Source organism: Dermacoccus sp. NHGro5 (genome assembly GCF_017565385.1).
Taxonomy (GTDB): domain Bacteria; phylum Actinomycetota; class Actinomycetes; order Actinomycetales; family Dermatophilaceae; genus Dermacoccus; species Dermacoccus nishinomiyaensis.
Window position 1 is genome coordinate 1 of the sequence record NZ_JAGEKQ010000047.1, and the last position, 13,611, is coordinate 13,611.

8 protein-coding genes and 3 pseudogenes are annotated in these 13,611 nt (G+C 64.3%); 5 read left to right on the forward strand and 6 right to left on the reverse strand.

What is annotated here, in order from left to right; all coding sequences use genetic code 11:
* Positions 1–225 precede the first annotated feature (225 nt).
* Positions 226–346: pseudogene (locus J4Z35_RS13830) on the forward strand (IS30 family transposase); the annotation flags it as partial.
* On the opposite strand, the gene J4Z35_RS13835 reads toward J4Z35_RS13830, so the two are convergent.
* The 3 genes from J4Z35_RS13835 to J4Z35_RS13845 are packed head-to-tail and all read right to left on the reverse strand — an operon-like array spanning position 337 to position 6,658.
* Positions 337–3,474 (reverse strand): type I restriction endonuclease, encoded by a 3,138-nt coding sequence (locus tag J4Z35_RS13835; protein ID WP_208065662.1) that lies wholly within the window; start codon positions 3,472–3,474, stop codon positions 337–339. The pseudogene J4Z35_RS13830 and the gene J4Z35_RS13835 sit on opposite strands and share 10 nt — an antisense overlap.
* Positions 3,471–4,709, reverse strand: coding sequence for a restriction endonuclease subunit S (locus J4Z35_RS13840; RefSeq protein WP_208065663.1), 1,239 nt, complete (start codon positions 4,707–4,709; stop codon positions 3,471–3,473). The genes J4Z35_RS13835 and J4Z35_RS13840 overlap by 4 nt, the downstream gene beginning before the upstream one ends.
* Positions 4,706–6,658: a class I SAM-dependent DNA methyltransferase gene (locus J4Z35_RS13845; RefSeq protein WP_208065664.1), complete on the reverse strand. Its 1,953-nt coding sequence runs from the start codon at positions 6,656–6,658 to the stop codon at positions 4,706–4,708. The genes J4Z35_RS13840 and J4Z35_RS13845 overlap by 4 nt, the downstream gene beginning before the upstream one ends.
* A 115-nt stretch (positions 6,659–6,773) precedes the next feature.
* Here J4Z35_RS13845 and J4Z35_RS13850 point away from each other — a divergent pair, with 115 nt between their 5' ends.
* Entirely contained in the window at positions 6,774–6,959 is a 186-nt protein-coding gene (locus tag J4Z35_RS13850; protein WP_208065671.1) for a hypothetical protein, read from the forward strand.
* Between the two features lie 498 nt (positions 6,960–7,457).
* Here J4Z35_RS13850 and J4Z35_RS13860 read toward each other — a convergent pair.
* A pseudogene (locus J4Z35_RS13860) lies at positions 7,458–8,027 on the reverse strand (recombinase family protein); the annotation flags it as partial.
* A gap of 190 nt (positions 8,028–8,217) precedes the next feature.
* Here J4Z35_RS13860 and J4Z35_RS13865 point away from each other — a divergent pair.
* Entirely contained in the window at positions 8,218–8,832 is a 615-nt protein-coding gene (locus J4Z35_RS13865; protein WP_208065667.1) for a LysE family translocator, read from the forward strand.
* A gap of 1,096 nt (positions 8,833–9,928) precedes the next feature.
* On the opposite strand, the gene J4Z35_RS13870 is transcribed toward J4Z35_RS13865, so the two are convergent.
* Complete coding sequence (locus J4Z35_RS13870) at positions 9,929–10,687, reverse strand: class I SAM-dependent methyltransferase (protein WP_208065668.1); 759 nt, start codon at positions 10,685–10,687, stop codon at positions 9,929–9,931.
* Positions 10,688–11,010: 323 nt separating this feature from the next.
* Between J4Z35_RS13870 and J4Z35_RS13875 the strand changes: the two genes are divergently transcribed.
* Positions 11,011–11,454, forward strand: a complete 444-nt coding sequence (locus J4Z35_RS13875) for an HIRAN domain-containing protein (RefSeq protein WP_208065669.1) — start codon at positions 11,011–11,013, stop codon at positions 11,452–11,454.
* A 307-nt stretch (positions 11,455–11,761) separates the two neighbouring features.
* Here J4Z35_RS13875 and J4Z35_RS13880 read toward each other — a convergent pair whose 3' ends face one another.
* On the reverse strand, positions 11,762–13,081 hold the full coding sequence (locus J4Z35_RS13880) for an ISL3 family transposase (protein WP_208065670.1): 1,320 nt from the start codon (positions 13,079–13,081) through the stop codon (positions 11,762–11,764).
* A gap of 389 nt (positions 13,082–13,470) precedes the next feature.
* On the opposite strand from J4Z35_RS13880, the pseudogene J4Z35_RS14645 reads away from it, so the two are divergent.
* A pseudogene (locus J4Z35_RS14645) lies at positions 13,471–13,611 on the forward strand (IS256 family transposase); the annotation flags it as partial.

Here is a 13,611-nt window from a genome sequence, read left to right on the forward strand (position 1 = left end):
CGACTGGTTCCCAGTGATGGGGACCAGCGTGAAGGGGTGGGGCCAGTTCAGACCGTCAACACCCCGGCAAGTCGCACGCGGGGCCAGATCAAGCCGTCACAACGGGGCCAGACCAAGCTGTCACAACCACAGGGGTGAAGCGCCCTGGGTTTCGTTCCGCGCTTATGTGGTGAGGAGGGCTCTCGTCTGGGGGTTGATCGTAAGCCGCTTGGGACTGCTGCACGGTCGCTTCCGCAGCAAAGTGCGTCAGACGATCACGTGGGACCGGGGTAAGGAACTGTCCGGGCACGCCCAGTTCACGCTGGAGACCGGCACGCGCGTGTTCTTCGCCCCCGCTCACGCGCCCCTTTTCAACTCGCGGTACAGCAGCCGCCCGAGCACGTTGAGCAACGTCTGCTCGACCGCGTCATCAGCGCTGAGGATCTGGCCCATGCGTGACTGCGCCTCATGGGAATCTGCCACGGCGAGCACGAGCGCGTCGCGCAGCGTCGTGGACTCGAGGAACTGATCCTCAGAGTTCGCTCCCGCCTGCTCGCGCAGGTCGTCGTCGGCTTCCATCTCCGCGAGGATGCCGCCCGCCCACGCCTTGATCTGATCGTCCTTGAAGCCCTCGCCGGCGAAGCGCTCGTTGAGGCGCTCCACCAGCTCATCGAGCAGCACCATCTTCGGATCCCGCTGCTGGCCGGTGCCGGCCGAGCCGGCCGGCTTCAACTTGATCTTTTCCCCCGCCGCCAGGTCGAGCTTCGTATCGGCCTGCTTCGTCGTCGCGATGTGCCGCAACGACACGTCGGACAGATCGACCGTCGGCGTCTCGTCGTCATCACGCAGGGGCGGTGAGAGCAACCGGTAGAAGATCGAGCGCTTCTCCACGTCGGTGTCGTCGAAGTTGAGCACCTGGCTGAGGAAGTCGTACAGCTTGACGAACGAACGCAGATCCTTGCGGAACATCGCCAACGCCTCGAGCTCCACCGCGTCCTTGCTCGCCCGCGCCGCCTTGCGCCGCTCGATGAACCGGCGCTTGATGGGCGTCAGCGCGCCCGACAACTCCGTGTTGCCGGCGCCGCGCACGAACTTTTCGACGACATCATCGACCTCAGCGTCGTCGTACAGGCCGGCCGCGTCGAGCTTGCGCTGCAAGCGGTGGATCGAGTCCGGGTCGGTCGTCTCGACGATCTCGGCTTCCTCGTAGTACGGCTTGAACGCCGCGAGAATGTCATCGGCCGAGTTCACGAAGTCGAGCACCATCGTGCGCTTGCCCGGCTTGAACCGGTTGAGCCGCGACAACGTCTGCACCGCCGTCACCCCCGACAGCTTGCGATCGACATACATCGCGCACAACAACGGCTGATCGAAGCCGGTCTGGAACTTGTTCGCCACGATCATCACCCGGTAGGCGTCATCGGTGAACGCCGTGCGCAGATCCTTCGTGCCCTTCGGGTTCATCGTCGCTTCACTGTGCTTCGTGTTGCCCTTGAGCAACTCGCGCGGGTTCTGCAGCGTCTGCGGATCCTCGACCTCCCCGGAGAACGCCACGAGCGAGGTGTACGCCTCGATCTTGTGCTCAGCCAGGTAGCGATCCATCGCGTACTTGTAGCGCACCGCAGCCTTGCGTGAATCGGTCACGACCATCGCCTTCGCACGCCCGTCGAGCAGATGCTTCACGTTCGCGTCGAAGTGCTCGATGATGATCTGCACCTTCTGCGCGATGTTCGTCGGGTGCAGCTTCACCCAGTGCATCAGCCCCTTCGTCGCGACCTGCTCATCGACAAGCATCCCCTCACCGTCCAGCGCCGAATCAGGGGTGGCGTTGCCGGACTTCGTCGCGAGCTGGAACGCCGTGTCGTACGTCGTGTACGAGGCGAGCACGTCGAGGATGAACTCCTCCTCGATGGCCTGCGCCATCGTGTACAGGTGGAACGGGCGCGGCAGATCCGTCGTCGGGTCGGGTCGGCCGAACAACTCGAGGGTGCGCTGCTTCGGCGTCGCGGTGAATGCCACGAACGAGACGTTGTCCGTGTCCCCGCGCGCGGCCATCTTCGCTTCGAGCAGGTCGTTGACGCTGACCTCGCCACCGTCCTGCATGTCCGCGATCTCCTGCGGCGAGAGCACCTCTTTGAGCTTCGCGGCGGTCTGCCCGGTCTGTGACGAGTGCGCCTCATCCGCGATGACCGCGAAACGCCGGCCCTTCAACGACTGCTCCGAGGCGATCTTGTCGAGCACGAACGGGAACGTCTGGATCGTGACAACAATGATGAGCTTGCCCGAAGCGAGCGTCTTCGTCAGGTACGACGACTTCGACGTCGAGTCCGAATCGGTCAGGGCCTTCGCGGCCTCGTTCTGGTTGATCGTCGCGACCATGCCGGCGGCCGGTTCGATCTGACGCACCGCCTCCTGCAACTGATCGTCCAGTACGGTGCGGTCGGTGACGACGATGACGGTGTCGAACACCTTCGCATCGTTCGCGTCATGCAGTGTCGCCAGGCGGTGCGCCGTCCACGCGATCGAGCGGGTCTTGCCCGAGCCGGCCGAGTGCTGGATGAGGTACTTCTGCCCCGCGCCGAGTTCGCGGGCGTCCGCGACGATCTTCGTCACCGCATCGAGTTGGTGGTAGCGCGGGAAGATCAGCGCTTTCGACACCGACTGCTTTCCCGTCTTGGGGTCGGTGGTCTTGTCGGTCTCGTAGTGGATGAACTTGCCGAGGATGTCGAGCCACTGATCGCGCGCCCACACATCGCGCCACAGGTACGTCGTCGGGGATCCGCCGTCCTCGTCCGGGCCGTTGCCCGCGTGCCCGTCATCGCCACGGTTGAACGGCAAGAATCGGGTGTGCTTGCCGGCCAGGCGTGTCGTCATCCACACCTCGTCGTTCGAGACCGCGAAGTGCACGAGCGCGCGCGCCCCGAACGTCAACAACGGCTCACCCGCCGGCGGGCGGTCGTCTCGGTACTGGCGCTTGGCGTGCTCGACGCTCTGGTTGAAGTCAGTCTTCAGCTCGACGGTGGCGACCGGGATGCCGTTGACGAACAGCACCAGATCGATGCGGTTCTCGTTCTTCGTCGAGTAGCGCACCTCCCGCATGACGCGCAGCCGGTTCGCGGCGTAGCGCGCGTTCACCTTCGCGTTCGAGGTCTTCTCCGGTCGCTTCTCCATCATCGTGAACGTCGCCGGAGTGTTCTTGAACCCCGTGCGCAGCACCTGCAGCGACCCGCCCTGCGGATCTGGCGCGTTCAAGTCGTCCGCCAGGGCGCGCAACAGCTTCGTGCGGGCCTTCGCCTGCTCGCCCCGGCTCATCGACGGCTTGACCTTCTTCGCGAGCTGCTCGGGCTGCGTCGCCTCGAGCCACGCGAACACGTCCTCGGGGAACAACGCGAGCTCCCGGTCATAGCCGGCATCGTTCTGGCTCACGAGCCAGCCATGCGCCTCGAGGTAGGCGCAGATCTCGCCGCCAAAGGTCAGTTCGTGCGTCTGACTCATGCTGCATCCCCGCTCTGGGTTGAAGTCGTGACGTCGATCTGGCCCGTAACGGCCGCCGTGATGAGCGCCGCGCGGCGCTCTCTCGCCAACTCGATGTGCCGCTCGACCTTGGCAATGAGCGTATCGATCTTCGCTGTCTCGCGGTCGAGGTAATCCGCGATCTCGCGTTGCTCGTCTAGGGGTGGCAGAGGGATGAGCAGGCGACGCAGTCTCGAGAGGGGGATGTTGTTCGCAAGTCCCTCCGCACCACTGATGGACAGGATAATTCGACTACGAACGCCAGGTGAGTTGAGAACCCAATACAGGTAGCGCGCCGACGCGTTCTTCGCCGGAACCAGCCGAAAGTTCTTGTCGGAGAGCACTACTCGGCGATCCAAATGGCCGACGAGGGCCGCGGATGCAACCAGCGCCGGGCTGCCGCTGGCCCGAGAAACCACAAGGTCACCTTGGCGCAGCTCGATTCCCCGTGGAATCGCGGTGTTGGACGGTATCGGTTTTGACTCGTCTTCGCGGAAGATGCCGTGGTTGGATGCACCCGACTTGAGAACCCATACGTTTGCGTCGTCTGTCCCGGCAGACGTGTCCGGCGAGAAACCCTGGTCCACCCGAAGGAGCCCTCTCTGTAGGGGTGCCTGCTCACGTGGTCGGTCGGGGGGACTCGTGACGCGCTCGATGACCAGAGCCCGCCGCTCGCGGAGGCGGGTGATCATCGTCGTCTGCTTCTCGATGAGCGTGTCGATCTTCGCCGTCTCGCGGTCGAGGTAGTCCGCGATGGCGCGTTGTTCAGTGAGACTCCACATTGGAACACGCAGTCGGCGATACTTGGAGGCGCTGAAGTTGTCGATGGTCGAACGCACCGCGCCGACCGCAATCTGATCCCAGTAATGCTGCGATTGCATCCAGTAGCCGATGTAGCGGCCCTCGGTGCGTGGGTTGGGCCTAAAGCGCACCAAGAACCCAGCAAAGCAGGCGGGTCCAATGTCCCCAAGGCGCGTGCTCTTCCCGATCGTTGCACCGGCTGCGGTCATTAGCAGGTCGCCGGCCTGCACCCTTGCCTGGTTGGCAATATCTGGGGGCTGGCTGGCGAACACATCGTCTCGTAGAGCAGTCGGCGAGGCGATGTCAGTTGTCCGGATATACCTAGGCCAGGCTGGATCATCGTTGGCTCCTGCGAGACCCAGGCCGTTGACTACCGGAGCACTGGACAGGTAGCCCAGCGGAATCGAACCCCTCATCCCTCCACCTCCGACAGCAGCGCGATGATCTCCTTGCCCAGCGCTTCGAGTTCGGCGTCGATCTCGGCGAGCGGGCGAGGCGGCACGTAGCGGTAGAACAACCGGGTGAAGGGGATCTCGTAGCCGATCTTCGTCTTCGTCGTGTCGATCCACGCATCCGGCACGTGCGGCTTCACCTCACGCTCGACGTAGGCGTCGATGGTGTCGCGGAACGGCACGAGTTCGGTGTCACGCAGGTCGGTGTTCGCCTCGACGTTGCCCTTGCTGTCCGTGCACACCTCGGCGTCATCGTCGTGTTCACCGATGGCCTGCCAGACCGCCTTCACCACCGGCGCCCCGAACGCCTGCCCCGCGTTCTTGAGCGCCAGACGCAGCGCCTTGATGAACTCATCCCGGCTCAACCACGTCTGTCCGCGCAGCGACTCGAGGCCGGCGCGAACGATGGCCTGCTCGTCGTCGCTCAGCTTCGTCACGGCTTTCGCAGCCATCGCCGCCTCGAGGGTGTCGTCGGTGACCTCGAACCGCAGCCGCAGCGGCTGCTCGACGGTGATCTCCCAGTACCCAAAGTCATCTGGCTCGAGGATCTTCGACTGCTCACCCTCGGTGAAGTCGTCGTAGATCTTCACGATCTCGGCGCGGTCGGCATCGCTGATCTCGCGGTTCTTCGAGCCGAGGTTCTTGCGCAGCTTCGTCCAGCGGCTTGTCGCGTCGATGAGCTGGATCTTGCCGCGCCGCTCGGCTGGCTTGTGATTGTCGAGGATCCACACGTACGTGGCGATACCAGTGTTGTAGAACATGTTCGTCGGCAACGCGACGATCGCATCGACCAGATCCGACTCGATGAGATGACGGCGAATCTCCGACTCCCCCGAGCCCGCGCCGCCGGTGAACAACGGCGAACCGTTCAAGACGATGCCGGCGCGGCCACCGGAGTTCGCATCGCTCGACTTCACCGGGCGCATCTTGCTCGCGAGGTGTTGCAAGAACAGCGTCTGACCGTCGCTGATGCGCGGCAAACCCGCGTCGAATCGGCCGCCGCCCTTGGTGTGTTCGGCGCGCACGACATCCTCGGCAGCCTTCCAGTCGCCGCCGTAGGGCGGGTTGGACAGGCAGTAGTCGAACGTCTTGCCCTCGTGTTTGTCCTCACGCAGCGTGTCACCGAGCTGGATCGCCTCGACGGCCTGGCCTTTACCGATCATGTCGGACTTGCACACCGCGTACGACTCGTCGTTGAGTTCCTGCCCCGCCAGCGTCACCTTCGCCTTCGGGTTCATCTCAAGGATCGCTTCCTCGGCCACCGACAGCATGCCGCCGGTGCCGGCGGTGGGGTCGTAGATCGAGCGCACCGCGCCCGGCGTGGCGAGCAGATCATCATCGGGGGCGAGCACGAGATCGACGATGAGGCGAATCGCGTCGCGCGGGGTGAAGTGCTCACCGGCCGTCTCGTTCGAGGCGGTGGAGAACTTGAAGATGAGGTGCTCGAAGATCTCACCCATGTCGGCGTTCGACACCCGATCAGGGTGCAGGTCGATGTCGCTGAACGCCTCGACGACGAAGTACAGGCGGTTCTTCTCGGCGAGCTTGTGCACGGTCTTGTCGAACGCGAACCGGTCGAAGATGTCGGAGACGTTCTGCGAGAACGCGCTCGTGTAGTCGATGAGGTTGTCGGCCATCTTGTCCGGATCCCCGAGCATCGACTTGAGGGTGTCCTCGCTTGTGTTCCAAAAGTGCAGTCCGTACGTCTTGCGCAGCCGGGCGGCCAGCGCTGACGGGTTCGGCGTCGTCTCGGCCATCGCGCGGATCTCGTCGCGCTTGCCGTCCATGACGCACTCCATGCGCCGCAGGATGAGGAACGGCAGTGTCGCCGTGCCGTACTGGCTGGGCTTGTACACCCCGCGAAGCTGATCCGCGATCGACCAGATGAAGTTGCTCAAGCCCTGCGATGACATGCGTGCCCTTCTCGAAACCGTGTGCGCCGTCTAGGACAGTAACGCGCGGCGCCGACGCTCGTCGGTACTTGCACTGACCACGCCCGACGGGTGCGTGGCCGATCATTTCGATGGGGTGAGGGTCCGACGAGACAACGTCGAGGTGTACGCCGCGGGGGAGTGGGTGCAAGCCCTGCTCATCGAGCAGCGCGTCGAGGGTTCGCTGTGGCATTGCCGTGTGGTGTGGGCCGAGCGCGGCGTCGAAACGCGCGTACGCGACGAATGGGTCATTCCCGCGCGCATCCGGCCACGCTCACCGTGACATCCTGCGACGCCGCTACGAACGCGTCGGCCACGCCCTGCCACACACGTCGAAGGCCCAGCGCTGTGCTGGGCCTGGTCGCGGCGTACACGCCGTGACGCATCGTCATAGGCAGGCCGTGCTCCCACGCGAGTACTTCCGTTAGACACTCACGCGCGACCGGACAGGCATCGCACAACGCGAACGCGGCCTGACTCGCGCGCTGCACGCCGCGCCCCTGGGAATGGACCGGGAAGAAAACGGTGTCGACGTCGGGGTGGTCACGGCAGGCGGCTCGGGACTGCCACGGCTCAATATCGCGACGCATGCTCACTCCCCACCCCGTGGCGCGCGTTGAGACTCGCGCGCACTGCTTTCGACGGCGTGGCGACTTGGTTCGTCATCGGCCACCTCCGCAGCGGCGGCAGGAGGCAGGAGCGCTTCGAGCGTGAGGGGGAGGGGCACTTCTTCTCCGTCAGGTAGGGGAGGGCGCGGTTGTACTGGCGGACGCGCGTACGCGCCGCTACCAGATAAGACGTCGTAGACGAGGCGGCGCGACACCCCAAGGTCGGTCGCGAGCTTCGACTTGGCTTCGCCGGCGGCTGCGGCGCGGCGCACATACAGCACTTGCTCATCGCTCAAGCGCCGCGCGCGTCCCTTGTATACGCCGCGCGCTTTGGCCAGGTCGATGCCTTCGCGTTGGCGTTCGCGGATGAGGGAGCGCTCGAGTTCGGCGACGGCACCGATGAGTTGGCGTTGGAACGTCGCGAACGGGTCGGCCGCAGCATCGGGTGTGAAGGTGAGGCGTTCTTTGACGAACTCGACGCTCACTTTGCGTGCGGTGAGGTCGGAGACGATCTGCTCGAGGTCGATCAGTGATCGCGCGAGCCGGTCCATCGACGCAACGCGCAGCGTGTCACCTCGGCGCACGTAGCGCAGCGCATCCGCCAGGCCGGCGCGATCGGCTCGGTTCTTGCCGGATTGGTGATCGGTGAACAGCTCGTCGACCGCCCCGAGTGCTTCTAGTTGTCTGGCTAGATTCTGTGATGTCGACGAGACGCGCGCGTACCCCACAATTTGTCCCCGCATGTCTAGACCCTACCCGCAAAGTGGGCAACAAGGTGGCGACCGACCCTATTTGCACGCGAGCCACATAGCGGAGCAACTGTGCAAATAGGGTGTACCCCAACCGCACTGCCAGCGGCCAGGCACGGTCAGCCAGGGCGATATTGACTCCGAAGCAGACGCGCGACCCTGGCGCCTTCCATACTGTGAGGACATGAATGGTATCTCTTGGGGCGCATTCGTTCCCGCCGCGTTGCTGGTCTCGCTAGTACCTGGGGCCAACCAAGTCCTGAGCATTCAGCACGGAGCTAAGTACGGGATCCGTAGCGCCCTGTCCGGCCTGATTGGCCGCTTCAGTGCATTCTTTGTCTTGGCGTGCTGCGCGGCCCTCGGCATGTCGTCGATCTTGCTGCGATCGTCAACCGCATTCACGGTCGTGAAGTGGGTCGGCGTTGCTTACCTGGTATGGCTGGGCATCTCGACCCTGCGCACGGCAGGGCAGTCCACCTCGCCCCATCCTGATGATGAACACACCTCAGCTCACCCAGTCCGCACCGAAGCTCTGACCGCGATGACAAACCCGAAGGCGTTGCTGCTGTTCGCCGTTTTCGTGCCCCAGTTTGTCGCCGACCCCGGGGGTTGGAACCTGTTGATCGCAGGAGTCGCGTACATCGCCATCGAAGCCTCGACAGCATCGTTGTACATCGTGCTGGGTCAGTGGATCGGCAAATACTTGACGAACGTCCGCTCGAGGAAGCGTCTCGATCAGGCGTCGGCTGTTGCTTACCTTGGCATGGCCGGGTGGCTAGCTCTGGAACGTCACCCGTAGACGCCCTCGTTGCGGCGACCCGCCCGACCTGAGCGCTCGAGTATGCAAGTAGGAACCTCCCTAGATGCTTGGTGTTGAAAAGTGTGCATCTGAGGGAGTTCCTACTCGCGTGGTTTTGGGTACAGCCTATGGACGGTTCATGGTCTCCGCCATAGCCTCTCGATCGCGGCGCGGCACAAGTTAGCCGCGACAACCCAAGCGGCGGTCAAGAGTGTTCCTGTGGTCACGACGGTTATGCCAGTCAACGCGCCGTAGACGAAGGAGTCTTCCAAGCTGGCTCTCGCGATTCCTCCCACGAGAAGTCCCAGCACCCCCGAGACGCCGACGATTCCGAAGAACGCCAACCAGTAGGACCACGGGGTTCGGCCTCCGCCTGACCCGAGGTAGTCCATATACCGGCGGGCAGACGTGGCTCCTCTACGCGCACTCACGGAGGCAAGTCTTACTCCTAGTTGTGACCACGTGCGCAAACGGTCGTTTGAGCTACATCGGCTCGACGCCGTTGCTTTGAGTCACAGTGGTTTTCCTAAGTAGCGGTCCTGTCCCAAATGAGATCGTCCCAACCGTCAGGCAGGGGTTCAGGAGAGAAACCCCGCGCCACCGCGGAAATGGCACGATCCGTCCAGTCGCGGAGGGGTTGAGCCTCCGCAGACTCACGCCACCAACGGCCCTCGCCGGCGTCCGCCTCGTCTGGAATGCAGGCCATCTCTACTAGATCTAAGTACTGGTCCGGGCCATCGTGGTACGCGGCCTCATGAAGCCACCATAGGAATGCGTCCCTCCTCATCGCCCCGTCCATGACTTCACGGGCGCGGCTCTGCACTTCTGCTTCAGTGGGCGGCGTAGGGGATATCGAAGGCCTTCGCCGACGGCGCCCGGGCCAACTGCTCATGCGGCACTCCTTACTCTTAACGATTGATCCCATGATGAGGTGCGGCCTGGAATGGGATCCGGCATCCCAGGCTGCCACGGCAGCAGCTAACCCGCGCGGAGCCAGGGCACAAACGGTGGCTTTAGCCACGGCGCGACTTGGTGCAGAACCCTGCGTTTGAGCTACAGCCGATGGGCCCTCATCGCGGCTCGCAACCACATGGGGTCATAGTTCGCGATGGGCGTCGATGAGGTGCCTCGTTGAGTGAGCTACGAACGCGTGACCAGCGCGCATCTGCGTGTCCAACGCGCGAAGTTTCCCCTCGTACTTGTTGACCGTGAAGTCTGGGATCCACCACACGCACTTGCGCAGGATCCACACGATGGCGCCGACATCGTAGAACTCCATGCGGCACCGGGCGGTGAGGAGCGTGTCGACCGTGAGACCGGCCGCTTGAGCGGCTGCGCTCTCACGCTCAGGGTTGCGGCCCCGTCGCACGTCGTCGGGTAGCGGTCCCAGGAAGAACTCAATGAGCTCGAAGGCAGATACTGGCCCGACGTGTTGAGCGAAGTAGTGACCGCCCGGTCGGAGGACTCGATGTACCTCCGCCCAGTCCTGCATCACCGGGTGGCGCGCGCTCACCAGGTCGAAGGTGGAGTCTGGGAACGGAAGCGACTCGTCCGGGGTGGTCTCGACGACCTCCACACCCCTCGGCCCCAGATTTTCGCGAGTTCGCTGAGCGTTGGGCGGCCACGACTCCGTGACCACCATGCGTCGGGGCAGGTGCGAAGCCTCTTTGATGACCTCCCCACCGCCGGTGTCGATGTCCAGAGCAGTGTCGGCTACTGCCAGGCGGTCGGCCAAGAGTCCGGCGAAGCCCCACGGAGGGCGTTCCTCGGTGGCGCGTCCATCCAGCCACTCGAAGCCCCACCCGGTCACATCTGCCGTTGAGGCTTCATGTACGAGTTCGTCATAGCTGCGCATCCAGGCACCCTAACCGTCCACCCCCTGCGACGGCCGACGGAATTTCCGGGACTTTGGCAAGTTCCTCCCACGTCTCCGGTCCGCGTTCGGCGTGCGCGAGGTGCGGAAACGGTCGTTTGAGCTACGCCGGTGCGGACGGACGCCTGCGATGGCGCGGGCGGGTAGCTAAACTATGAGCAGAACACTCCCTCTCGAAACCCGTCGCTGTCGGCGCGTTCTGAGACGATCCATTCGAGAGCGGTTTCGAGAGGGAACACCCGCGGCGCGTGGTCGGCGCCGGGTACTCGGGGTGGGTCTCTCGGAACCGATCGAGGCGGGTAGCTGTGGCACTGAACTTCAAGGACCTACCCCCTGAGAAGCAGGAGTACATGCCGGACATCCGGCGCAGAGTCGCGACCCTTGCGGGGGCGAAGGTCATCGACTTGCGAGAGCTGGAGTCGAAACGGACACGAATCAAGGGGTCTGGCTACTGCCTCAGCGATGCCGAGCGCCGCAACCATGGGGGCCGGTCATACCTGCTCGTCGCTGAACCTGACAACGCCGTGGATGCCAAGGCTGTGGCGGTCTACTCGACCAAGGGGCTACGAGTCGGCTACCTGTCAGCTTCGGCCGCCGCCCGATACAGCCCAATGCTGCAACAGCTAGGCGCCGACGCTTTCAAGGTGGCCGGCGCCGGCACCACCTCCAACAGCATCACCATGTGGGTTGACCTCCCCCTAGCAGCACCACTGCGCCGATTCGTTGCACAGCATCCACGCCCCATCTGATCGGATACGAGAGCCTCACCCCCTCGACGGTGTGGTTGTGCACGTAGTTGTGCTACACGATTCGGTAGCTCAACTACGTGCACAACCCAGTCGGGCAAAGGCGTAGCAAAAACGACCGTTTTTGCTCACCCTGCGCAAGTGAGGGCTTCGGCACAGCTGGCCGTTTAGCCGCCCCACTTCAGCCCGAGCTTCGCCCAGGCCACTTCGGAGTCTTTAGCTCCGAGCCAGGTGACGGCGTAGGGCACCTCGTCAGGGCAACGCGTCACGATCGAGCCTAGGCGTAAACCAAGAAACGATTGCTGGCTCTTCACGATCGAGGGTGTAGTTGCGGTCTGAATCCGCCGGTCTCGAGCAGTGATCGTGCGATGTAGTTGGTGAGGTTGCGGAACCCGAGCGCGGAACCGCGCAGGTGCTCGAGGCGGCCGTTGATCGCCTCGGTCGGTCCGTTGCTGGTGCCGGGACGGTCGAAGTAGGCCAGCACGTCGGCAGCGCGCTTGTTCAGGGTTCGGCCGAGCTTGGTGATCTCGACCAGCGCTTTGGGTACGCCGGTGCTGATGGAGTCGATGAGCTTGACCATCAGGTCCCTGCCTTGGCGTTGGTCGTGGTGTCGGTAGGCGGCGATCATCTGCTGGTAGATCCCCCAGGTCGCTTCGACCTCGACGTGGGCGTCGTCGGTGAACAAGGCGGTGAGACGGTCGGCCTGGCGGTCGGTTAGCAGGTCGGCGCCGGTGTGAAGCATCCGGCGGGCCTTGTAGAGCGGGTCGTTCTTGTAACCGCGGTGGCCGTGGATGGCGAGTTGAACGCGGCGGCGGCACTTGTCGAGGGCGTCGCCGGCCAGCCGGACGACGTGGAAGGGATCCATCACCGCGGTCGCGTCAGGGACCTCCTCGGCCGCGGCGGTCTTGAACCCGGCGAACCCGTCCATCGCGACCACCTCGACCGCGTTGCGCCAGGTGTCGTCGCGTTCGGCGAGCCAGGTCTTGAACGCGGACTTGGAGCGACCCTCGACCATGTCGAGCAGCCGGGCTGGGCCGGTGCCATCACGGACCGGGGTGAGGTCGATGATCACGGTGACGTACTTGTCACCGCGCCGCGTGTGTCGCCACACGTGCTCGTCGACTCCGATCACGGCCACGCCGTCGAACCGGGCCGGGTCGTTGATCAGGAGCCGTTTGCCTTCGGCCAGGACGGCATCGTTGGCGGTGTTCCACGCGACGCCGAGGCCCTCGGCGACCCGCGCGACGGTGAGGTGTTGGACCACGATGGCTTCCAGTGCCCAGCGCAGTCCGCGGCGCGACAACTTCGCGCGGGGCTCGGCCGCGGCGCTGGTGTCCTGGCGCCACACGTGCCCACAGCCCGAACATCGGTAGCGCCGGACGACGACCTCGAGCAGCGTGGGTCGCCAGCCGAAGGGTTCGTGAGCCAGCCGACGCACGACGGTGTCGCGCGCAGCGCCCTCGAACCCGCATCGGCGACACCACTGGTCGGGCTCGGTGACGCGGCACGCGATGACCGCGCGGCCGGGTTCGAGCCGCTGGCCGATCGCTTCGAGGCCGAGCCCGTCGAGCCGGCAGAACGTGGTCAGGTCAGGACAGGCGAAGCCCGCCTGCAAGGTAGCGTCAGGCACGTCGAGGTCTTCCGGATGGGCAGCGTGAGAACTTCCATCCTCGGGAGACCTCGACACCTATCCCCGGACCGACGCGCCGTCCACCGCTACACCCTCAACTGTGAAGAGCCCGATTGCTGCCTGTGCTCCGAAGGGTGAGCGACTGCCACGAAAATTCCGCTCTTGAGCTCTCTGAGGAGGGGCCAGTCCGGACCGTAGTCCTCTTCGGGGGATTCAGTCGAGCCATCGGGCCATGCCATTAGAAAGAAGGGCCATGGGCGTCCGTTCAGTGGAGTCCAGCAGAGTGGTGTACGACGGACCTGAGTGAGCGCGTGCCTTCAACGTAGGCGCGGCCACCAGGTGGATCCTTCGAGTGATCTCTCACAACCGACTCGAAGAAGGACACCTTGATGACCGCTGTGCCCAGTATCGACCCTGCCCAGTTCCTGAACGAGCAGCTGTCCCAAGCGAGCCCTGATCTGATGCGGGACTTGCTGACCACGTTCGTCAACGCGCTGCTCTCCGCGCAGGCCGACGCGGTGTGCGGCGCC

Excerpts from the sequence above, each read along its gene's own strand:
- J4Z35_RS13835 (WP_208065662.1), bottom strand. The coding sequence starts at position 3,474 with ATGAGTCAGACGCACGAACTGACCTTTGGCGGCGAGATCTGCGCCTAC.
- J4Z35_RS13840 (WP_208065663.1), bottom strand. The coding sequence starts at position 4,709 with ATGAGGGGTTCGATTCCGCTGGGCTACCTGTCCAGTGCTCCGGTAGTC.
- J4Z35_RS13845 (WP_208065664.1), bottom strand. The coding sequence starts at position 6,658 with ATGTCATCGCAGGGCTTGAGCAACTTCATCTGGTCGATCGCGGATCAG.
- J4Z35_RS13865 (WP_208065667.1), top strand. The coding sequence starts at position 8,218 with ATGAATGGTATCTCTTGGGGCGCATTCGTTCCCGCCGCGTTGCTGGTC.
- J4Z35_RS13870 (WP_208065668.1), bottom strand. The coding sequence starts at position 10,687 with ATGCGCAGCTATGACGAACTCGTACATGAAGCCTCAACGGCAGATGTG.